Genomic DNA, 22,760 nt, shown 5'->3' with positions numbered 1-22,760 from the left:
CCATCCTGCATGCGCTTATAAACACGTTTCTTTTACTGGCCGCTGCGTCTATTTAACGCCCCTCCTCCACCCCCCCCCTTGTGGGGGGGTCGCCCCGCTGGTGGGGGGGGGGGCCTGGCGCCGACCCCCACCCCGCTGCCTCGCAGCGACCCTCCCCACAAGGGGGAGGGTAAAGGAGCTACCCCTGCGAAGGCCTGAACCTCGCCACCAACGTGTGGCTCTCCGCGGCGTAGGTGAACCTCACCTGCGTCACCGGGTGCTCGGCGCTCCAGGTTCGGCGCTCGACTACCAGGCAGGGCGCGCCGGTTGCGACGTCGAGGGCTTCGGCAATACGCCTGTCGGCCGCCACCGCGCGGATGCGGTGCTCGGCCTCACTCCATGGCACGCGGCCGATCAGCCAAGGGCCGGGGGCGATGTCGAGAAACTCCTCCTCGGCGGCTTCCGCGACGGCGGCGAGATTGATCAGCCGCTGTTCGTGCGCGAATGGCCGCTTGCCGGCGAAATGCCGGCATTCAAGCGCCAGCACCTGTCCGGCTGCGTCCAGTTCCAGCAAGGCGCGATCCTCGGCGCTGCTGCGCCTTTTCTGCCGCGCCGAGCGCTCGTAACGATAAGCCAGGCCAAGCGACTCAACCTCGATCCTGATGTCGTGGATTTCCAGCACCGCGGCCTGCGACTGCGGCTGGCGGACAAAGCTGCCCGAACGGCGACGGCGCTCTATCAGCCCGGCCTTGGCCAGTTGCGACAGCGCCTTGTTCACTGTCATGCGCGAGCAATTGTATTCGGCCGTCAACTCGTGCTCGAACGGGATGCGGTGACCCGGCGCCCAGGCGCCGGACATTATTTTCTCGCTGATGTCGGACAGGATGCGCTGGTGCAGCGAACCGCCGCCTTCCACAGCCGCTGTCTCTGATATGCTCATGCCGAAAGCGCCGTCATCACATGGCGAAAGCGCTCGGCGATCGTCTCACGCGCTGCATGCCGGCCGCCGCTGACCTGTTTTTTTCCGTGCACCCAGACGCAATCGACCTTGCCGCCATTGGCAAAGATCCAGGCGTCGAGGATCGCATCGCCACTTTTTCCGGCCAGCGAAGGATGGTTTTCGTCGAGGGAGACGAAATCAGCCGCGGCGCCGGCGGCGATCCGCGACGGGCCGGCGCCGAGTGCGGTGCTGCCGCCATCGAGGGCGGCGTCGAACAGAGCCCGCCCGGTCGAGCCGCCGGTCACCGCCAGCACATTGCGGGCGCGGTGTGCGAGGCGCTGCGAATATTCGAGCTGGCGCAATTCATCCGGCAGGCCGATCAGCACGTTGGAATCCGAGCCGACGCCGAAGCGGCCGCCATGTTCGATGAACAGAGGTGCTGAAAAGGTGCCGTCGCCGAGATTGGCCTCGGTGATCGGGCAAAGCCCGGCAATGGCGCCGCTTCTGGCCATGCCGGTTGTCTCAGCCTCGGTCATGTGGGTGGCGTGGATCAGGCACCAACGCTTGTCGATCCCGGCATTGGCGAGCAGCCATTCGACCGGTCGCGCACCCGACCACGCCAGGCAATCCTCGACCTCCTTCGCCTGCTCGGCGACGTGGATGTGGATCGGTCCGTCCGGCGCAATGGCGGCAACAGCGCTGAGTTCCTCCGGCGTCGCGGCGCGCAGGCTGTGCGGGGCGACGCCGACGACAGCCTGATTCAACGCACGAACCGATTCGCGGCTTTTCTCAAGCAAGCGTTCGAACCGATTCACATCGTTGATGAATCGCCGCTGGCCTTCGTTGGGCGCAGCGCCGCCGAAGGAGGAATGGGCATAAAACACCGGCAGCAGCGTCAGGCCGATCCCGGTTTCGCCGGCGGCCGCGGCAATACGTTCGGCCATCTCGGCAAGGTTGGCATAGGGTTTTCCGTCGCGATCGTGGTGGAGATAATGAAATTCGCCGACGCGCGAGAATCCGGCCTCCAGCATTTCGACATAAAGCTGGGCGGCGACCGCCTCGACCTGGTCCGGCGTCATCGACAGCGCGAAGCGGTACATCACCTCGCGCCAGCTCCAGAAGCTGTCGGCGGAGGGACCGCGCAGTTCGGCAAGCCCGGCCATGCCGCGCTGGAAGGCGTGGCTGTGCAGGTTCGGCATGCCGGGGACCAGAATGGCGTGGCGTTCGTCACCGCTCCGCGGCGACGTGTCGACTTCGACGGTTGCGATGCGACCGTCCGTGACGACGATCCGCACCTTGTCATGCCAGCCATCGGTCAGCAGCGCCTGTTCCGCAAAGATCGCCGTCACGTTTTTCTCCGCGTTCCATGAACAATGCACTTGCAGTGCGTTTCAATATGTATATACATAATCGCCATCCAAGCAACGGAAAAAGATGATGGCGGCACAAGACAAAAGCCGGGCAGGGGGCCTTCAGCTTTGGCGCAATGCGCGCCTGGCAACCATGGCGGAAGGCGTTGCCGGACTGGGCATCGTCGAAAAGGGCGCGATCATCGCCCGTGACGGTCTCATCGTCTATGCCGGTCCGGAAGCCGAGATGCCGTCAGCGTTGGCTCAGGGCGGCGAGACTACCGATTGCAAAGGCCGTTGGATCACGCCCGGTCTCATCGACTGCCACACCCATCTCATCCATGCCGGCAACCGTGCCAACGAGTTCGAGATGCGGCTGGCCGGCGCCAGCTATGAGGAAGTCGCCCGTGCCGGCGGCGGCATCGTCTCCTCGGTCAAATCCCTGCGTGCCGCGAGCGAAGACGAACTGGTTGCGCAGACTCTCCCGCGCCTTGACGCGCTGATGGCCGAGGGCGTCACCACGGTAGAGGTAAAGTCGGGTTACGGGCTCGATCTCGGAAATGAACGGAAGTCGCTTCGCGCCGCGCGGCAACTGGACAAGCAACGCCCGGTCACGGTCCGCACCACCTTCCTCGGCGCGCATGCGCTGCCGCCGGAAGCAAAAGGCGACAAGGACGCTTTTGTCGATCTCGTCGCCAACACCATCCTCCCCGCAATCGCCGCCGAGGGCCTGGCTGACGCCGTAGACGGCTTTTGCGAGGGCATTGCCTTTTCGCCGGAGCAAATCGCCCGCGTGTTCGACAAGGCCAAGGCGCTTGGCCTGCCGGTAAAGCTCCATGCCGACCAGCTGTCGAACCTGCATGGCGCCGAACTCGCCGCCCGCTATGGCGCGCTGTCGGCCGACCATCTCGAATACACCGACGAGGCCGGCGCCGCAGCGATGGCCAAGGCCGGCACCGTGGCGACCATCCTGCCCGGCGCCTACTATTTCATCCGCGAAACCAGGAAGCCGCCGATCGGCCTGTTTCGCCAGCACGGCGTCAAGATGGCGGTCGCCACCGACAACAATCCCGGGACGTCGCCGCTGACCTCGCTGTTGCTGACCATGAACATGGCCGCGACGCTTTTCGGCCTGACCGTCGAGGAGTGCCTGGCCGGCACCACTCGCGAGGCTGCCCGTGCGCTGGGATTGCTCGGCCAGACCGGCACGCTTGAAGCAGGGAAATCCGCCGACCTGGCGATCTGGGACATCGAGCGTCCGGCCGAACTCGTCTACCGCATGGGCTTCAACCCGCTCCATGCCCGCATCTGGAGAGGACAATGACCGAACTTAACCTGAAGCCCGGCAATGCATCGCTGGCCGACTGGCGCACCATCTATCGTGGCGCCGTGCCGAAGCTCGACGCTGCCTGCCGTCCGAAGATCAAGGCCAGCGCCGAGGCTGTCGCCCGTATTGTCGCCAAGGGTGAGCCGGTCTATGGCATCAACACCGGCTTCGGCAAACTGGCCAGCGTCCGCATTCCGGCCGCCGATTTGGAAACCCTGCAACGCAACATCGTTTTGTCGCATGCCGCCGGCGTCGGCGAGCCGATGCCGGTCGCTGTGGTTCGGTTGATGATGGCGCTGAAGCTGGCCAGCCTGGCGCAGGGCGCGTCGGGCGTGCGGCCGCAAACCATCGAATTGCTGGAAGCGATGCTGGCCAACGACGTCATCCCCGTCGTGCCGGCGCAGGGCTCGGTCGGCGCCTCCGGCGATCTCGCGCCGCTGTCGCACATGACGGCGGTGATGATCGGCGTCGGCGAATGCTTTACACCGCATGGCCGCTTCCCGGCCAAGGTCGCTTTCATCTCGCACGGCCTGGAGCCCGTGACGCTCGGCGCCAAGGAAGGTCTGGCGCTGCTCAACGGCACGCAGTTTTCCACCGCCTACGCGCTGGCCGCTCTGTTCGAGGCCGAAGTGCTGTATCAGTCGGCGCTGGTCGCCGGGGCGCTGTCGACCGACGCTGCCAAGGGCTCCGATGCACCCTTCGATCCGCGCATCCATCTCCTCAGAAAACACCCGGGCCAGATCGAGACGGCGGCAGCGCTGCGCAATCTGATGGCCGGCAGCGCTATCCGTGAATCGCATCGCGTCGGCGATGAGCGCGTGCAGGATCCGTACTGCCTGCGCTGCCAGCCGCAGGTGATGGGTGCGGCGCTCAGCGTGCTGCGCCAGGCCGCCGATACGCTCGGCACCGAGGCCAACGGCGTCACCGACAATCCGCTGATCTTCGCCGAGGACGATACTGCGCTTTCAGGCGGCAATTTCCACGCCGAGCCGGTGGCTTTCGCCGCCGACATGATCGCGCTCGCCGTCTGCGAGATCGGCTCGCTGTCGGAACGCCGCATCGCCATGCTGGTGGACCCGGCGCTGTCCGGCATGCCGGCCTTCCTGACGCCGAAGCCCGGCCTGAACTCCGGCTTCATGATCCCGCAGGTGACGGCGGCGGCGCTCGTCTCTGAGAACAAGCAGAAGGCCTATCCGGCAAGTGTCGATTCCATCCCGACCTCGGCCAACCAGGAAGACCATGTCTCGATGGCCGCACATGGCGCGCGCCGGCTGATCGGCATGGTCGAGAATGCGACAGCCGTCATCGGCATCGAACTCCTGGCCGCCGCGCAGGGCTGCGATTTCCATGCGCCGCTGGCGTCGAGTGCAGCTCTGGAAGCGGTTCGCAAGCTGGTCCGCGCCGAGGTGCCGCATCTCGACAATGACAGGCATTTCCACCCTGACATGGAAAAAGCCATCGCCATGGTGCGCAGCGGCGCTGCCATCAAGGCTGCGAGCGCGGTGACATTGCCTTCGATCTCGGGAGTCTGACATGACCGACTGGCTGACAGTGACGGAAGGCACGGCACCCCTGTTGGTGTCCATCCCGCACACGGGTATCGATCTCGCCGGCATCGACAATCGGCTGGTCTCGCCCTGGCTCGGCCGCCGCGATTGCGACTGGTGGATCGACAATCTCTACGATTTTGCCGCCGGCCTTGGCGCGACTGTCGTGCACACGTCGATCTCGCGCACCGTCATCGACGTCAACCGCGATCCTTCCGGCGCCTCGCTCTATCCCGGGCAGACGACAACGACGCTATGCCCGACCGAGACCTTCGACGGCGATCCGCTGTATCTGCCCGGCGCGGAACCGACGCCGTCGGAGATAGACCAGCGCCGCATAGCGTATTTCGTGCCTTACCATGAAATGCTGGCGGCCCAGGCCGTCAGGCTGCGCGGCCTGCATGAGAAGGTCGTCATTTACGATTGCCACTCGATCCGTTCGGTGCTGCCGCGCCTGTTCTACGGCACGCTGCCGGTGTTCAATCTCGGCACCAATGACGGCCAGACCGCGGATCCTACGCTGCAGGCGCTGGTTGGCCAGATCATGGCCGAGAGCGGTGAAAGCAATGTCATCAACGGCCGTTTCAAGGGTGGCTGGATCACCCGCTATTTCGGCAATCCGCAAGGCGGCTACCATGCGCTGCAGATGGAACTTGCCGATCGCGGCTATTTGCGCGAGCCCGAGGGCAAGGGCGAACCGGACAATTGGCCGGTGCCTTATGATGCCGAGTTCGCCGCGCCGATGCGCGCCACACTGACGAAAATCCTCCAATCCGCCATTGACTGGGCCGGGCGCTGAGACGCCGCCTTACTCCAAAGGGACAATGATGAACAATCCTCGCCACAACATCCGCGAAGTGCGTGCGCCCCGCGGCGACAAGCTCAACGCCAAATACTGGACGACCGAAGCGCCGCTGCGCATGCTGATGAACAACCTCGATCCCGATGTCGCCGAAAACCCCAATGAGCTCGTTGTCTATGGCGGCATCGGCCGGGCCGCGCGCACCTGGAACGATTTCGACAGCATCGTCGCCTCGTTGAAGACCCTCAATGAAGACGAGACGCTGCTGGTCCAGTCCGGCAAGCCGGTCGGCGTCTTCCGGACGCACACCGATGCGCCGCGCGTGCTGATCGCCAACTCCAACATCGTGCCGCATTGGGCGACCTGGGATAAATTCAACGAGCTCGATAAAAAAGGCCTGATGATGTACGGCCAGATGACGGCCGGCTCCTGGATCTATATCGGCACGCAAGGCATCGTGCAGGGCACCTACGAGACCTTCGTCGAGGCCGGCCGCCAGCACTACAATGGCAACCTTACGGGCAAATGGATCCTGACCGGCGGCCTCGGCGGCATGGGCGGCGCCCAGCCGCTTGCCGCCGTCATGGCCGGCGCCTGCTGCCTCGCCATCGAATGCAGTCCGGACTCGATCGATTTCCGGCTGCGCACCCGCTATGTCGACGAGAAGGCCGAGACGCTCGACGAAGCGATGGAAATGATCGGGCGCTGGACCAAGGCCGGCGAGGCGAAGTCGGTCGGCCTGCTCGGCAATGCGGCCGACATCGTGCCGGAAATGTTCAAGCGGGGCATCCGCCCCGACATGGTCACCGACCAGACCTCGGCGCATGACCCGATTAACGGCTATCTGCCCAAGGGCTGGACGATGGCTGAGTGGCGCGAGAAGCGCGTCTCCGATCCCAAGGCTGTCGAGAAGGCCGCCCGCGCCTCAATGCGCGAGCATGTCGAGGCGATGGTCGCGTTCTGGAATGCCGGCGTGCCGACGCTCGACTATGGCAACAACATCCGCCAGGTCGCCAAGGACGAAGGCTTCGAGAACGCCTTTGCTTTCCCGGGTTTCGTGCCGGCCTATATAAGGCCGCTGTTCTGCCGCGGCATCGGCCCGTTCCGCTGGGCTGCTCTTTCGGGCGATCCCGAGGATATCTACAAGACGGATGCCAAGGTGCGCGAACTCACCCCCGGCAACACCCATCTGCACAACTGGCTGGACATGGCACGTGAGCGCATCGCCTTTCAGGGCCTGCCGGCGCGCATCTGCTGGGTCGGCCTCGGCGACCGCCACAGGCTGGGGCTCGCCTTCAACGAGATGGTGGCCAGGGGCGAACTCAAGGCACCCGTCGTCATCGGCCGCGACCACCTCGATTCCGGCTCGGTGGCTTCGCCCAACCGCGAGACGGAAGCGATGAAGGACGGGTCCGACGCCGTCTCCGACTGGCCGCTGCTCAATGCGTTGCTCAACACCGCGTCGGGCGCAACCTGGGTGTCGCTGCATCATGGCGGTGGCGTCGGCATGGGCTTCTCGCAGCATGCCGGCATGGTCATCGTCGCCGACGGCACGCCGGACGCCGCAAGGCGCCTGCAGCGCGTGTTGTGGAACGATCCGGCGACAGGCGTCATGCGCCACGCCGATGCCGGCTACGACATCGCCATCGAGTGCGCGAAGGAGCACCAGCTCAATCTGCCCGGTATTTTAGGCTGATTGGCTTAAATGATGCGCATCCTACGGGCCGCCGACTACCGGGTCATGCCGTGGAAGAATGGCGGCGGCACGACCACCGAGATCGCCGTCTCGCCGGACGGCGCCGGCCTGGACGATTTCGACTGGCGCGTTTCGATGGCGCGAGTCGAGGATAGCGGGCCGTTCTCGGGCTTTGCCGGCGTCGACCGCACGCTGGCCGTGCTGGAAGGCGAGGGCATCGTCCTCGACATTGCTGGCCGGCCGCCGGCCGAAGTGACGGCGGCTTCCGCCCCGCTGTCCTTCCCGGCCGATGTGCCGACCTCGGCGGCGCTGATCTCCGGTCCGATCACCGACCTCAACGTCATGACCCGCCGCGGGCGGGCCATGCACACGGTCGAGCGCCTGGTGATCTCGGTTCCGACCGATATCCGGCCGACCAGCGCTATGACCCTGATCCTGCCGTTCGACGGTGAGGTCGGCGTGACCGGCGCGACATCGTCGCGCCTTGGACCTCGCGACACGCTGTTGCTCGGACCGCAGGCCGCGAAACTGCGGCTTGAACCGGTGCGGCCGACGATCGTGTTCGTCGTCCGGATAGCCAGCCTGGGCCAGCCGCACCGCCAGCACAACGATTAACGCCTGTTGCCAAACATGATCGCACGCCGGAGAAATCTGGCGTAAGCTGTTGTCTGGATCACGAAAAAGCCCGAATCCTTCCGTCGTTCCAAGGCGGACGGGAGGGCAGGGGTGCTCGTCCTTGAGTTGTCGAAAGCCCCACTTAAAATGTCGAAGGGATAACGCCTCTGGCGTGGTGAGAAGCAAAACTTTCGGCCAGTGTAATCATGCAACCAATTGCATTTGAATCGGTTTTAGGGACATTGCCGTGGCGGTGGCGCCGCATCGCGTCCCCCATGCGGAATTTTCAATGAATATCCAGACAAATCCTGCCCATATCGAAAAGTCCAGCGCCGGCTTCCCGGTCATCACCGAAGAGCCGATACGCTCCAATTTCCTGCCCGAAGAGCGGCTGCGCGCGCTGGGCGAAAGCCTCGCCAAGGGCGACATCAAGGACCTGTTCGGCCTGACGCAGTTCGATTTCCAGGCCCGCATCCGCGACAGCGCCAAGAAAATCCTCGAAGTCTACCGCTCGACCAATGCCGCCCAGGCCAAGGGCGAAACCATCACGCCTGCCGCGCAATGGCTGCTCGACAACAATTATCTCGTCGAGGAGACCATTTTTCAGGTGAAGCGCGACCTGCCGCGCCGTTTCTACCGGCAGTTGCCGACCCTGGAAGTGGCCAACCGCGCCGCGGTGCCGCGCGCGCTGGCCCTGGCCTGGAGCTATGTCGCCCATTCCGACAGTTCGGTTTCGGCGACCATGTTCAAATCCATCGTCGAGGGTTTTCAGTCGGTCGAGCCGCTCAAGATCGGCGAATTGTGGGCGCTGCCGTCGCTGCTGCGCTTCGTTTTGATCGAGAATCTGCGCCGCATCGCCGTGCGCGTCGACCGCACCAGGCAGATGCGCCATATCGCCAACGAGGTCGCCGACCGCGTGCTGGCGACCGACGACAATGCAGACCGCCGGAAGATCCTGTCGGGCTACGGCGCGCATGCGCAGGACACCACCTTCGCCACCCAGTTGCTCTACCGCCTGCGCGACGGCTCGCAGAATGCCGGCAGGGCGCTGGAATGGCTGGAGGTCGAGCTCGAGAAAACCGGCTCCGACGCCGAGGAAATCATCATTTCCGAGCATCGCACGCTGTCCAGCGGCAATGTCACCACCGGCAACATCATCCGCGGCCTGCGCCTCATCAACGACGTCGACTGGACGGTGTGGTTCGAGGGCGTCAGCCGCATCGACACGCTCTTGCGCGAGCGCACCGATTTCGCCGCGCTCGATTTCTTTTCGCGCGACCAGTACCGCACGTCGATCGAGCAACTGGCGCGCCGCTCCGACCTGTCCGAATTCCGTGTCGCCGAAAAGGCCATCGAGCTGGCCAGCCATGTTCCCGGGGTCACCGATGCCTCCGGCGTGCCGGATGCATCAGCCGATCCGGCCATGCATACCGATGTCGGCTTCTTCCTGGTCGGCCCGCGCCGGCCGGATCTGGAAAAGGCGATCGGCTATCGGCCGCCCTTCCATGTGACCTTCAAGCGCGCCTTCACCGCCACGGGCTGGCTCGGCATCGTTGTGCCGGTCTTCCTGCTGACGGTGCTGCTGCTGGTTGTCTCCGGCAATGCGCTTGCCCATCTCGGCCTGTCGGTGGAATCCATCACGCTGATGCTGGCGCTGTTTGCGGTGCCTGCCAGCGAAGGCGCGCTCGCCTTCTTCAACACCGTTGTTTCACTGTTCCTGAAGCCGACGCGGCTCGTCGGCTATGATTACAAGCACGGCATTCCGGCGGCATCACGCACCTTGGTCGTGGTGCCGTCGCTGATCGGCTCGCGCGATGATGTCGAGGAAAACATCCGCAACATCGAGGTGCATCACCTCGCCAACACGGCCGAAGAAATCCATTTCGCGCTGCTGTCCGACTGGCCGGATTCCAAGACCGAGATCGACGCCGCCGACATCGAGATCCTGCAATATGCGCGCGACGAGATCGCCAGGCTCAATGCCCGTTATCCCTCGGAAGGCGCGCCGCGTTTCTATATCCTGCATCGCCGCCGGCTCTACAACCAGGCGCAGGGCGCCTGGATGGGCTGGGAGCGCAAGCGCGGCAAGCTGCATGAGCTGAACCTTCTCTTGCGCGGCGACAGCGACACCACCTTCCTGCCGCTCGACGTGCCGCTGCCGGAAAAGGTCGTCTATGTCATGACGCTCGACGCCGACACGCGCACCACGCGCGACGCCGTGTCGTCACTGGTCGGCAAGCTCGCCCATCCGCTCAACCGCCCGCATTTCGACGCGACAAAGCGCGTCGTTACCGCCGGCTACACCATTCTGCAGCCGCGCATCACAGCCTCGCTCACCAGCGGCGACGACGCTTCTTTCTTCCAGCGCGTCTTCTCGTCCAACAGCGGTCTCGATCCTTACGTCTTTGCCGTCTCGGATCTCTACCAGGACGTCTTCAGCGACGGCTCCTTCACCGGCAAGGGCCTTTATCACGTCGACGCTTTCGAGGCGGCGCTGCAGGGCCGCATCGAGGAAAACACCGTCCTCAGCCACGATCTGCTCGAAGGTGCGCTGGCGCGCGCAGCACTTGTCACCGACGTCGAACTGGTCGAGGACTATCCTACCCGCTACTCGGTCGACGCCTCGCGCCACCACCGCTGGGCGCGCGGCGACTGGCAGCTGCTGCGCTTCATCTTCTCGCCGCGTTCCGGCGTGCCGGCGCTGTCGCGCTGGAAGATGGTCGACAATCTGCGCCGCTCGCTGACCCCGATCTTCTGGGTGATGGCGGCGATCGCCGGCTGGACGCTGCTGCCCTTCACGCAGGCCGCGCAGTGGCAGGCGCTGCTGATCCTGTCGCTGTTCATGGCGCCGACCTTCGATGTCGTCAACGCCATCCTGCCCAAGAGCGGCGACCAGACGCCGCGCGGCCATTTCTCCGCGCTGGCGCACGACACCGTCTTCGGCACGGCCCTTGTGGCGCTGAAAGTGCTGTTGATGGCGCACAATGCCTGGATGATGGGCGACGCCATCGTGCGCACGCTCTACCGCCTGTTCGTCAGCCGCCAGAACCTGCTGGAATGGCGCACCGCGTCGCAGGCGCACAAGGGCGGCGACAACGATATCGGCTCCTATTACAGCATGATGTATGGCGCCGTGATCATCGGCGTCGTCGGTCTCGCTATCCCCGTGCTGGCCGATTCCACCGGTGCCTTCGTCGCCTTCTTCTTCGCTCTGTTCTGGATCGGTTCGCCGGCGGTTGCCTGCTGGATCAGCCGCTCGGCCGAGACCGAGGACCGCCTGCGCATATCGCAGGCCGACATCCACGCGCTGCGCACCGTGGCGCGCCGCACCTGGCATTATTTCGAAACCTTCGTCACGGCCGAGCACCACAATCTGCCGCCCGACAATTTCCAGGAAAGCCCGGCGCCCGTTGTAGCGCCGCGGACGTCGCCGACCAATATCGGCGTCTACCTGCTGTCGGTGGTGTCGGCACGCGATTTCGGCTGGATTGCGCTCTCCGACGCCATCACCCGGATCGACGCCACGATGACGACCATCGAGAGCATGCCGCGCAACCGTGGCCACCTCTTCAACTGGTACGACACCACGACGCTCAAACCGCTCTATCCGCTCTACATCTCCGCCGTCGACAGCGGCAATCTCGCCGGACATCTGGTCGCGGTGGCGGCTGCCTGCGCCGAATGGGCGGAAGCCCCGTCCGTTCACCTGCAGGGCGATTTCGAAGGCGTCCTCGACACGGTGAGTATCCTCGACGAGAGCCTCGAGGAATTGCCTGACGACCGCCGGCAACTGCGGCCGTTGCGCCAGCGTCTGGCCGATCGCCTCGATGGCATGCGGCGCGCCGTCATGACCATCAAGGCGCAGCCGGAGATGGCCTCGATCCGCACGATCAACCTGGCCGTGCTTGCCGGCGAGATCCGCAAGCTCGCCACCGCCATCCACACCGAGGCCGGATCGCAGCGGAGCGACATTATCGCCGACTGGGCGGCCCGGCTGGAAGCGACCTGCGAGGCGCATGTGCATGACTCGCACAGCGACGAAAACGCCGTCGAAGCCTTGCGCGCCAAGCTGCTGGCGCTGCGCGAACGCTGCCGCCGCTATGCCTTCGAGATGGATTTCTCTTTCCTGATGCGTCAGGAGCGCAAACTGCTCTCGATCGGCTACCGGGTCGAGGAGCACCAGCTCGACGAGAGCTGCTACGATCTGCTCGCCTCCGAGGCGCGGCTGACCAGCCTGTTCGCCATCGCCAAGGGTGACCTGCCGACGGAGCATTGGTTCCGGCTTGGAAGGCCGATCGTCGAGATCGGCTTCCAGGGTGCGCTGATGTCCTGGTCGGGCTCGATGTTCGAGTATCTGATGCCGCCTTTGGTAATGAAGGAGCCGCAGGGGTCGATCCTCAACCAGACCAGCAAGCTGATCATCAAGCGCCAGATCCAGTACGCGCGTTCGAAGAACGTGCCCTGGGGCATTTCGGAAGCGGCCTACAATGCCCGCGACCGCGAACTGACCTACCAGTATACCAATTTCGGCGTGCCCGGACTTGGTCTCAAGCGCGGCCTTGGCCAGAACACGGTGATCGCGCCTTACGCCACGATCCTCGCGGCGCAGTTCACACCGCGCGAATCCGTCCAGAATCTGGCCAGGCTGCGCTCCATCGGCGCTCTCGGCCGGCATGGCTTTTACGACGCCGTCGACTTCACGCCGCAGCGCGTGCCGGAAGGCACCGACCATGCCGTTGTCCTGAACTACATGGCGCATCACTCCGGCATGTCGATCGCCGCCGTTGCCGACGCCATCTTCGAGGGCCGGCTGCGCGACCGCTTCCACAGCGATCCGGTGATCGAGTCTGCCGAACTCCTGCTGCAGGAGAGGGCGCCGCGCGACATCCCGACCGCCACGGTCAGGACCGAAGCCGACGAGCGTTCGAAGGACGAGACCGAGGTCGAGAGCCCGGACTCGCGCATTATCCTCGACCCGCTGAGGGCGTTGCGCGCCACCAGCGTCATGTCCAATGGCCGCTACTCCGTCATGGTCTCGGCCACCGGTTCCGGTTACAGCCGCTGGGGCGAACTCGCCGTCACCCGTTGGCAGCCCGACCCGACCGAAGACCGGCTCGGCTCCTACATCTTCCTGCGCGACGCCGGCAGCGGCGACTGGTGGTCGGCCACCGCAGAGCCGAAGCAGGCGACCGGCGAGAGAGTGCAAACGCTGTTTTCCGACGACAAGGCGAGCTTCGTCAAAACAGTGGGCTCGCTGCGTTCGGAGGTCGAATGCATCGTCATCTCGGAAGGCAATGGCGAGGGACGGCGCGTCACGCTCTACAATGACGGCGCCACTGACCGGCATATCGAGGTGACCTCGTTTGCCGAGCTGGTGCTGGGCAACGAAGCCTCCGACAATGCCCATCCTGCGTTCTCGAAAATGTTTATCGAGACCGAGATCGCTGCCAACAACGGTGCCATCTTTGCCACCAGGCGCAAGCGCGACAAGCACGAGCCTGACGTCACCATGGTGCATTTCGTCACCGATCCGTCCGGGTCGGCGCGCGATGCCGAGGCCGAAACCGACCGCCGTGCCTTCATCGGCCGTGGCCGTACCATCGCGGAAGCGGCGGCCTTCGATCCCGGCGCCAAGCTTGGCGGTCACCACGGCTTCACCCTCGATCCGGTAGCGGCCCTGCGCCGCCAGGTGCGGGTGCCGGCCAACAAGAAGATATCGCTGACCTTCTGGACCGCCGTCGGCGCCAACCGCGCCGAACTTGACGAGGCCATCGCCAGGCTCGACCATCCCGAAAGTTTTGCCCGCCAGGCGATGCTTGCCTGGACGCGTTCGCAGGTGCAGACCCGCCATCTTGGTCTCAGCCTGACCGACGCCGCCAACGTGCAGAAGCTGGCGCGCTTCCTGATCTATCCCGATCCGTTCCTGCGCCTGCCCGGCGAATCCATCGCTTCGGGGCTGGGCAAGCAGTCCAGCCTGTGGCCGACCAGCATTTCGGGCGATTTCCCGATCTTCCTGGTCCGCATCGGCGACGTGGCCGACCTCGAAATTGTCGCCCAGGCGCTGCGCTTCCAGGAGTATATGCGCGCCCGCGGCATGATGATCGACTTCGTGGTCGTCAACGAGCAGGCATCGTCCTATGTCCAGGATCTGCAGCGCGCGGTCGAGACGCTGTGCGAAAACAGCCGCCTGCGCGGCAAGGAACTCGGGCCGCGCCAGCACATCTTCGCCGTGCGCCGCGACCTCATGGACGAGGCGACGTACAAGACGCTGCTGGCGGTTGCCCGCGTGGTTCTGCACACGCGCAACGGCACCATCTTCGACCAGATCGAACGCGCCGAGGCGGCAGCCTTGCAAGCACGCGATGCCCTGCAGCCGGCGCCCCCCGCGTCGCTGCGCGAGCCGTCTCTGCCGGTGCCGGCGGCGCCTGCATACCATGCCGCGTCCGACAGCACCGCCGACGGCAGCGGCCTCAGCCAATGGAACGGCTTTGGCGGTTTCGAGGGCGACGGCCGCCACTATGTCACCCGCCTTGCCGGGCGGCGCTCGACGCCGCAGCCCTGGATCAACGTCGTCTCGAACGCCTCGTTCGGATTCCATGTCTCGGCCGAAGGCGCTGCCTTCACCTGGAGCCGCAACAGCCGCGATTACCAGCTGACGCCATGGTCGAATGATCCGGTCACCAACCGGCCGGGCGAGGGCATCTACATCTACGATCAGGCCAGCGGCAAGGCATTCTCGCCGCTGGCTGCCGTGGTCCGCGATCCCTCGATGACCTATGAGACATGGCACGGCCAGGGCTTCTCCACCTTCCGGTCCAAACGCGGCCCGCTGTCGATGGATCTGACGCACGTCGTCGATCCCGTCGATCCAGTGAAGATCACGCGGCTGCGCATCCAGAACTCAGGCTCGGCGCCGGCGCGGCTGCGCGTCTATGCCTATGCCGAATGGGTCCTCGGCAGCCATCGCTCGAGCACGGCTGCGACCATCATCCCGTCCAGGGATCCAGCGACTGGCGCGCTTCTGGCGCAAAACCCCTACGGTCTCGATTTCGGCGACCGAGTGGCCTTCCTTGCCGCCACCGGTCCGGTGCATTCGGTGACAGCCGATCGTGGCGAGTTCATCGGTAGGCACGGCACCAGCGCATTCCCGCACGCGGTCGTCAGCGGCGCCGGCCTGTCGGGCCGCGTCGAGGCCGGCGACGATCCGTGCGCAGCTGTCGCCAGCGAAATCGATATCCCTGCCGGCGGCGACGTCACGCTGGTCTGGCTGCTTGGCGACGCCGCCACATCAGCCGAGGCGAGCGCGTTGGTGCAGACTCATTCGGGCAAGGATTTCGACCAGCGGCTGGCCGACAATGAACGCGTCTGGCGCGGCTTCCTCGACACCATCCAGGTAGAGACGCCCGACAAGGCGCTCGACGCCATGGTCAATCACTGGCTGCCCTATCAGAGCCTGGCCTGCCGCATCCGCGCCCGCTCGGCCTTTTATCAGGCAAGCGGCGCCTTCGGCTTCCGCGACCAGCTGCAGGACACGCTGGCCCTGCTTGCGCATGATCCGAAACTGGCGCGCGACCAGATCCTCAATGCGGCGCGCCGGCAGTTCCCCGAAGGCGATGTCCAGCATTGGTGGTTGCCGCGCACCGACGCCGGCGTGCGCACTATGATCTCCGACGATGTGGTCTGGCTGGCGCATGCCACCAATCGCTACATCGAGGTGACCGGCGATACAGGGATCCTGAACGAGCAGCTGCCTTTCATCGACGGGCAGGTGTTGGGCGAGGGCGAGCACGACGCCTTCTTCACGCCGGAAATCTCCAAGACGAGCGCTTCGCTTTACGACCATTGCGCGCGCGCGCTCGACCTTGCGGTCAAGCGCAGCAGCCCGGCCGGGCTGCCGCTGATCCTCGGCGGCGACTGGAACGACGGCATGAACCGCGTCGGCGAAGCCGGCAAGGGGGAGAGTGTCTGGCTCGGCTGGTTCCTTTTGAAGACGCTGGGCGACTTTACCACCGTGGCCAAGGGGCAGGGCGACACCAAGCGGGCGCAGGCCTGGACAAAACACGCCGATGTGCTGAAGCGGGCGCTGGAAAGCACCGCCTGGGACGGCCAGTGGTATCGCCGCGGCAGCTACGATGACGGCACGCCGCTTGGCTCGCACAATTCGGACGAGTGCAAGATCGACTCCATCGCGCAGTCGTGGAGCGTGCTCTCCGGCGAGGGCGACCCCGCGCGCTCGACCACGGCGATGCAGCAGGCGACGAACCTGCTGGTCGACGACAAGCTCAAGATCGTCAAACTGTTTACCCCGGCCTTCCAGAACACGAGAAAGGACCCTGGTTACATCAAGAGTTATCCGCCGGGCGTGCGCGAGAACGGCGGCCAGTACACCCATGCGGCGACCTGGTTCGTGATCGCGCTCGCCGAAATGGGCCGCACCGACGATGCCTATCGCTGCTTCTCGATGCTGAACCCGGTCAACCATGCGCTCGACGATGCATCGGCCGAGCATTATCGCGTCGAGCCGTACGTCGTCGCCGCCGACATCTATTCCGGTGAGGACAAGGGCGGTCGCGGCGGCTGGACCTGGTATACGGGCTCAGCGGGATGGCTCTACCGTGCTGCGGTCGAAGGCATTCTGGGCATTGAGCGGCGGGGCAAGCAGATCACGTTCCGGCCGAAACTGCCCAGCCATTGGGACGGCTATTCTGCCACGCTGAAGATGCTGGGGTCGGAGATCAAGGTTCGCGTCATCCGCGACAAAAAGGCCAAATCCATCTCGCTCGAAGTCAATGGAACCAAGACAAAATCTTCCGGTTTTCAGCCGAAAGCCGGCGACAAGACCGAGGTGGTCGTCAAGATACCCTCGTAAAATCAAAGGCTTCAGGTTATTGACGCGCGCCTTTCGAGGCGCGCGTTTTCTACTTCGGCATGCTCCTGGCGCAGAACGGCGTGCCTTCCCGATAACGGCGGTCCAAGCGTGCAGTGACTAAAAATGTGGCAGGGCCAGCTGCTGCCATGATTTTGCCGCAAGACTGACATTTCACCTTTTATCTCAAACCGTTAGGTGATCACGGCAGATTTCGCAACGTCGTCATCTTTTGTTCGCAGAATGGGAACGGAAGAGGTAGACGGGCATTGTTTTGCGACCCGTTAACCGGTACGTGTCAAGAAATGGTGCGGTGCACAATAATGTTTTGGGCGGAGTAGCTGAAGTGTCACTTCTGCAAATCTACTGGAGAGCGCTGGGTTATCTCGCAGCCGACAGGAAGCGCGTTGCGTTTATCTGCGGTGCGAATGTCGCGCTCGCCATTATCGCCATCCTCGAGCCGATCATGTTCGGCCGGGTAATCGACGCCATCTCCGATAAGGGTTCGGTGTTTTCGACGCTGGCGCTGTGGGCCGGTCTCGGCGCCTTTAACATCGTCGCCTTCGTGCTGGTGGCGCGCGGCGCCGACCGTTTTGCCCACAAGCGGCGCAGCGAGGTGCTGTGCCAGTCGTTCGAGCGCGTGATCACCATGCCGCTCGCCTGGCACCACCAGCGCGGCACCTCCAACGCGCTGCACACGCTGCTGCGCGCCGTCGAGACGCTGTTCAGCCTGTGGCTTGAATTCATGCGCCAGCATCTGTCGACGGCTGTTGCGCTGGCTCTGCTGATTCCGACAGCTATAAGCATGGATCTTCGCATGTCGCTGGTGCTGATGGCGCTGGGCGTTCTCTATGTCGGCATCGGCCGGCTTGTGATGAAGCGCACCAAGGCGGGCCAGGCCGCGGTCGAGCGCCACTACCATCAGGTGTTCGCGCATGTGACCGACTCGGTCAGCAATGTCGCCGTGCTGCAGAGCTACAACCGTCTCGGCCACGAGGCCGATACGCTGCGCCGCTATGTCAAGAACCTGCTCGACGCGCAGAACCCGGTGCTCGACTGGTGGGCGATGGCCAATGCGCTGCACCGCCTGTCGTCGACCATTTCGATGATGGTTGTGCTTTTGATCGGCGCCTATCTGGTCACCCATGGCCAGCTCAAGATCGGCGACGTCATCGCCTTCACCGGCTTTGCCACGCTGCTGATTGCCCGCCTCGACCAGATGTCGGCTTTCGCCAACCAGATTTCCGAAGCCCGCGCCAAGCTCGAGGACTTCTATCACCTCGAGGATTCGGCCGCCGACTCCGCCGAGCCGGACGGCTTGCGCGACCTCACCAACGTCACCGGCCATGTCCGCTTCGAGAATGTCGGCTTCGAGTTTGCCAATTCGCGGCAGGGCGTCGACGACGTCTCCTTCGAGGTCCAGGCCGGGCAGACGGTTGCCATCGTCGGCCCGACCGGCGCCGGCAAGACGACGCTGATCAACCTCTTGCAGCGCGTCTTCTCGCCGTCTCATGGCCGTATCCTGATCGACGGCATCGACACCCGCACGGTGACCCGCAAGTCGCTGCGTCATTCGATCGCCACCGTCTTCCAGGATGCCGGCCTGCTCAACCGCTCGATCGAGGACAACATCCGCGTCGGTCGTGCCGAGGCGACTTATGACGAGGTTCACGCCGCCGCCAACGCGGCTGCCGCGCAGGATTTCATCCTTGCCAAGAGCGCCGGTTACGACACCGTCGTTGGCGAGCGCGGCGGCCAGCTTTCGGGCGGCGAGCGTCAGCGCATCGCCATTGCCCGCGCCGTGCTCAAGGACGCACCGATCCTGGTGCTCGACGAGGCGACGAGCGCGCTCGACGTCGAGACCGAGGACCGCGTCAAGGAAGCCATCGACGAACTGAGGCGCAACCGCACCACCTTCATCATCGCCCACCGCCTGACCACCGTTCGCGACGCCGACCTGGTCGTGTTCATGGACAAGGGCAAGGTGGTCGAGATGGGCGGCTTCGCCGAACTGTCGCTGCGCAATGGCCGTTTCGCCAGCCTGTTGCGCGCCGGCGGCCTGCTCAACGACGAGGAAGTCCGCCGTCTCAGCCGCACGGTGAATATCGAAGCGGCGTAGGCTTTTTTACCTCCCCCATGTGGGGAGGTCGGACCCGTAGGGTCCGGGTGGAGGTAGTGCCCCACCACCCCCACCCCGCTGCTTTGCAGCGACCTCCCCACAAGGGAGAGGGTAAGCACTGCGACAACCGCTCGATTGCCCCGAACGCGCCGCCGGTCTATCTAGACCTTATGAGCGACACCTCCTCACGCCTCGCCGGCTGGACCGACCTCGCCAACCCGACGCGCTTTGTCGGGCTGGCCGACAGGCTGGTGCCGTGGCTGGCGTCGATCGCCGCGATCCTGCTAGCCATCGGTCTCTATATGAGCTTTGCCGCGCCTGAGGATTTCCAGCAGGGCATCACGGTGCGCATCATGTACATCCACGTGCCTTTCGCCTGGCTCGCCATGATGTGCTACACGGTGATGGCGGTCGCCGCGCTCGGTACGCTGGTCTGGCGCCATCCGCTGGCCGACGTCGCGCTGAAATCTGCAGCCCCGATCGGCGCCACCTTCACCGCGCTTGCGCTGGTCACCGGCTCCATCTGGGGCAAGCCGATGTGGGGCACCTGGTGGGTGTGGGATGCCCGCCTGACCTCAGTCTTCATCCTCTTCCTGATGTATCTCGGCATCATCGCGCTGACGCGCGCGCTGGATGACGCCAGCCGTGCCGCCTGGGCCGCCGCCATCATCACGCTGGTCGGCTTCATCAACATCCCGATCATCAAATTCTCGGTCGACTGGTGGAACACGCTGCACCAGCCGGCCTCGGTGTTCCGGCTCGGCGGACCGACGATCGATCCCAGCCTGCTATGGCCGCTGCTGGTGATGGCGCTCGGCTTCACCGTGCTGTTCTTCGCGCTGCACCTGACGGTGATGCGCACCGAGATCCGCCGCCGGCGGGTGATCTCCATGCGCAGGGTGGCGGCAAGGCAGGCCGACTAGCGCGATTTCAAACGGAAGGGACAGCCATGCGCCTGCCGCCAGAAACATTAGCATGTGCTGCTATGTTGCGGTGCGGCAACAAGAATTCTCAAAAGATCGTTCCCGACCTCGCTTTGCTCCTTGATCTCGTTTGCGTTCTTGACAGCTCGGCCGCCAAGCAAGAGTGATATTAGTCACTAGTTGTTGCGAGGGGATTCGACGATGAAACTGTGCCTGCTGGCTGGCGTTTCGACATTTGCATTGGCGCTTGGCTGGAGTTCGGCCTACGCCGCAGACGCGCTTGTCGACGTGCCGAGGGCGGAGGATCTCTGGTACGTCACGCTCTTCGGCGGCGCCAGCTTTGCCAACAATGTGAAGACGGACTACGATAGTGGTCGGTATTCCGTGGATCTTGACAGTGGGTTCGTGATCGGCGGCGCTGTCGGTCGGCGGATCAACGACACGTTCCGCGTGGAAGGCGAACTGTCCTACGCGCGCTACAAGGCAAGCGAGTACAGCTTCAGCTTCCCTCCTGCCGACCAAGGTTCCGGCCCAGCTTCCGGCAATCTGTCGGCCACCTATCTTCTCGCCAACGTCTGGGCCGATGTTGCGCATTTTGGTGATGCCAAACTCTATGTCGGCGGCGGTCTCGGCGCGGCCTATGTTACCGCCGATACTCATTTTGATGGCCACGCCTATGGATACGGGCCTGGCGGCTGGGGTTTCGCCGGCCAGGTGGGCGCCGGTGTTACCTACGCGGTAACGCAGAATGTCGACCTCGATTTCGGTTACCGCTTCAAGGCCGTGACAAGCGTGGATCTAGACGACAATGATGGCGGCGGCACATACGAGAACGCCAAATTGTACTCCCACAATCTCCAGCTTGGCGTTACCCTGAAGTTCTGATTGGTTCGTCGCAGGTCGCGACCGGGATCTGACGGATGCCGCTCTTGCCACGCCGGCAACCCCTGGGTCTGCCGGCAATGATCTCAGCCTCGCTGCCGACCGCCGGTGAGCCGGCGGAAAAGACATTGCAGCGCGGCATCGACCTGCAACGGCGCAAGCGTTTTCGCGAGGCCGAGTTCTGCTACCAGACGGTGCTTCGCACGCAGCCCAAAAATGCCATGGCGCTGAACCTGATGGGCACGCTCGCCATCGAGGCCGAGCATCATGACGCCGCCATTGCCTATATGGAAAGGGCGGTCAAGCTCGAACCGGACAACGCCATCTTCCGCAACAATCTCGGCAATGCCTACAATGTCACCGGCAACGTCGACAAGGCGCGCAGACATCTGAGAAAGGCGATCGAGCTCGATGGAGGGCTCATCGAAGCGCTGTGCAATCTCGGCCGCTCCTACCGCAGCCAGCTCGAGGGCGACATTGCCGAAGGGTTCTATCGCCAGGCGCTGGCTATCGACGGCCAGTCGGTGATGGCACTTGCCGGTATGGGCGATTTGCTCACCGACATTGGCCGGCCGGCCGAGGCGGTCGAATGCTTCAGCAAGGCCCTTGCCATCGACCCGGGCCATGTCGAGGCGCTGGCTGGAATGGCGCTTGCGCGCCGGGCGGTCAAGGACGATCCGACGTTGCCTTTGGTGCTGAAACGCCTGGAATTGCCGACAACCACCGATCGCGAGCGGGTAGTGCTGCACCACGCCGCCGGCAAGATGCTCAATGATCAGCGCGAGTATAGCCCGGCCATCCGCCATTTCGCGAGGGCCAAGGCGATTTCCGGCAATGATTTCGACATCGACCGGCACACCCAGCTTTACGACAGCTTCATCGACACTTTCGACGCCGGCTTCTTCGAGGCGCGAGCCAATTTGGGAAATCCATCCAGACGCCCGGTCTTCATCGTCGGCATGCCACGGTCGGGAACGACGCTGACCGAGCAGATATGCGCCAGTCATCGCGATATCCATGGCGCCGGGGAGTTGTCGACCATTCGTTCACTTGCCGGCGAACTTGGGTTCGACAAGCTCGACCCAGCCATTTTCACCAAGGCCATGGCGGCGCTCACTGCAGCCAAGGCCAAGGAGCTTGGATCGAAATATCTCGACGATCTCAAAAAGCGCAACAACACGGTGCGGCTTGTCGTCGACAAGATGCCGCACAATTTCGAGCTGCTGGCCTTCATCAGCCTGATCTTGCCGAATGCCCGCATCATCCATTGCCGGCGTGACCCGATGGACAATTGCGCGTCCTGTTTCATGCATAATTTTTCCGAGGCGCACGGCTATAATGCCGATCTGACCAAGCTTGGGCAGTATTACCGGCAGTATGACCGCCTGATGCGCCATTGGGCCAAGGTCATCCCGCTGGATATCCACGACATGCCCTACGAAGAAACGGTCGCCGATTTCGAAAATCGCGCCCGCGGATTGATCGGATTCCTCGGCATCGAGTGGGACGATGCCTGCTTGCGTTTCAACGAAACCGAGCGCACGGTGCGGACGCCGAGCCGCTGGCAGGTGCGCCAGCCGATCTATTCATCCTCGGTCGAGCGCTGGAAGCTGTATGGCGACGCGCTGGATCCGCTGAAGGCGGCGCTGGGTCCGGTTTATCAGTCTGATTTCAGTTGGCCCGAACAACCTCGCGCTCGACGCGCGCTGGCGTAG

Annotated in this window: 12 protein-coding genes; 10 read left to right on the top strand and 2 right to left on the bottom strand. The window is 64.2% G+C overall.

Annotated features, from left to right (window positions below):
• Nucleotides 1-178: 178 nt before the first annotated feature.
• Nucleotides 179-919 carry a histidine utilization transcriptional repressor HutC gene (hutC, locus tag NKI15_RS27250; protein WP_352515322.1) on the bottom strand — a complete coding sequence of 247 codons (741 nt, stop codon included), beginning with the start codon at nt 917-919 and terminating at the stop codon, nt 179-181.
• Nucleotides 916-2,268: a formimidoylglutamate deiminase gene (locus NKI15_RS27245; RefSeq protein ID WP_352515324.1), complete on the bottom strand. Its 1,353-nt coding sequence runs from the start codon at nt 2,266-2,268 to the stop codon at nt 916-918. Before NKI15_RS27245 ends, hutC begins: the two co-directional genes overlap by 4 nt.
• Nucleotides 2,269-2,356: 88 nt before the next feature.
• Here NKI15_RS27245 and hutI point away from each other — a divergent pair, with 88 nt between their 5' ends.
• From hutI to NKI15_RS27195, 10 genes are all read left to right on the top strand, one after another.
• The gene (gene hutI / locus NKI15_RS27240) at nt 2,357-3,592 is read left to right on the top strand and encodes an imidazolonepropionase (RefSeq protein WP_023807911.1); all 1,236 of its coding nucleotides are present in this window, start codon (nt 2,357-2,359) and stop codon (nt 3,590-3,592) included.
• A complete protein-coding gene (gene hutH / locus NKI15_RS27235; protein ID WP_023694406.1) occupies nt 3,589-5,127 on the top strand; it encodes a histidine ammonia-lyase in 1,539 nt (512 codons plus the stop codon). The genes hutI and hutH overlap by 4 nt, the downstream gene beginning before the upstream one ends.
• A 1-nt stretch (nt 5,128) precedes the next feature.
• The gene (gene hutG / locus NKI15_RS27230; RefSeq protein WP_023682914.1) at nt 5,129-5,941 is read left to right on the top strand and encodes an N-formylglutamate deformylase; all 813 of its coding nucleotides are present in this window, start codon (nt 5,129-5,131) and stop codon (nt 5,939-5,941) included.
• A 28-nt stretch (nt 5,942-5,969) separates the two neighbouring features.
• The gene (hutU, locus tag NKI15_RS27225; RefSeq protein WP_502898723.1) at nt 5,970-7,640 is read left to right on the top strand and encodes a urocanate hydratase; all 1,671 of its coding nucleotides are present in this window, start codon (nt 5,970-5,972) and stop codon (nt 7,638-7,640) included.
• 12 nt (nt 7,641-7,652) lie between these two features.
• Nucleotides 7,653-8,255 (top strand): HutD/Ves family protein, encoded by a 603-nt coding sequence (locus NKI15_RS27220; RefSeq protein WP_352515339.1) that lies wholly within the window; start codon nt 7,653-7,655, stop codon nt 8,253-8,255.
• A 289-nt stretch (nt 8,256-8,544) separates the two neighbouring features.
• Entirely contained in the window at nt 8,545-17,124 is an 8,580-nt protein-coding gene (locus NKI15_RS27215; RefSeq protein WP_352515326.1) for a glycoside hydrolase family 94 protein, read from the top strand.
• 343 nt (nt 17,125-17,467) lie between these two features.
• Nucleotides 17,468-19,240: a glucan ABC transporter ATP-binding protein/ permease gene (locus NKI15_RS27210; RefSeq protein ID WP_023672897.1), complete on the top strand. Its 1,773-nt coding sequence runs from the start codon at nt 17,468-17,470 to the stop codon at nt 19,238-19,240.
• A 170-nt stretch (nt 19,241-19,410) separates the two neighbouring features.
• Nucleotides 19,411-20,163 carry a heme ABC transporter permease gene (locus NKI15_RS27205; protein ID WP_023672896.1) on the top strand — a complete coding sequence of 251 codons (753 nt, stop codon included), beginning with the start codon at nt 19,411-19,413 and terminating at the stop codon, nt 20,161-20,163.
• Nucleotides 20,164-20,364: 201 nt separating this feature from the next.
• Complete coding sequence (locus tag NKI15_RS27200; protein ID WP_023672895.1) at nt 20,365-21,048, top strand: outer membrane protein; 684 nt, start codon at nt 20,365-20,367, stop codon at nt 21,046-21,048.
• Nucleotides 21,049-21,125: 77 nt separating this feature from the next.
• Complete coding sequence (locus NKI15_RS27195) at nt 21,126-22,760, top strand: tetratricopeptide repeat-containing sulfotransferase family protein (RefSeq protein WP_352515328.1); 1,635 nt, start codon at nt 21,126-21,128, stop codon at nt 22,758-22,760.

Source organism: Mesorhizobium sp. M0862 (assembly GCF_040319795.1).
GTDB lineage: Bacteria > Pseudomonadota > Alphaproteobacteria > Rhizobiales > Rhizobiaceae > Mesorhizobium.
This window is presented reverse-complemented; position numbering and strand designations above follow the sequence as displayed.

Bases quoted from the DNA above. Each gene is read 5' to 3' on its own strand.
- hutI (WP_023807911.1), top strand. From the start codon at position 2,357: ATGGCGGCACAAGACAAAAGCCGGGCAGGGGGCCTTCAGCTTTGGCGC.
- NKI15_RS27220 (WP_352515339.1), top strand. From the start codon at position 7,653: ATGCGCATCCTACGGGCCGCCGACTACCGGGTCATGCCGTGGAAGAAT.
- hutC (WP_352515322.1), bottom strand. From the start codon at position 919: ATGAGCATATCAGAGACAGCGGCTGTGGAAGGCGGCGGTTCGCTGCAC.
- NKI15_RS27200 (WP_023672895.1), top strand. From the start codon at position 20,365: ATGAAACTGTGCCTGCTGGCTGGCGTTTCGACATTTGCATTGGCGCTT.
- NKI15_RS27215 (WP_352515326.1), top strand. From the start codon at position 8,545: ATGAATATCCAGACAAATCCTGCCCATATCGAAAAGTCCAGCGCCGGC.
- NKI15_RS27195 (WP_352515328.1), top strand. From the start codon at position 21,126: ATGATCTCAGCCTCGCTGCCGACCGCCGGTGAGCCGGCGGAAAAGACA.
- hutG (WP_023682914.1), top strand. From the start codon at position 5,129: ATGACCGACTGGCTGACAGTGACGGAAGGCACGGCACCCCTGTTGGTG.
- NKI15_RS27205 (WP_023672896.1), top strand. From the start codon at position 19,411: ATGAGCGACACCTCCTCACGCCTCGCCGGCTGGACCGACCTCGCCAAC.
- hutH (WP_023694406.1), top strand. From the start codon at position 3,589: ATGACCGAACTTAACCTGAAGCCCGGCAATGCATCGCTGGCCGACTGG.
- hutU (WP_502898723.1), top strand. From the start codon at position 5,970: ATGAACAATCCTCGCCACAACATCCGCGAAGTGCGTGCGCCCCGCGGC.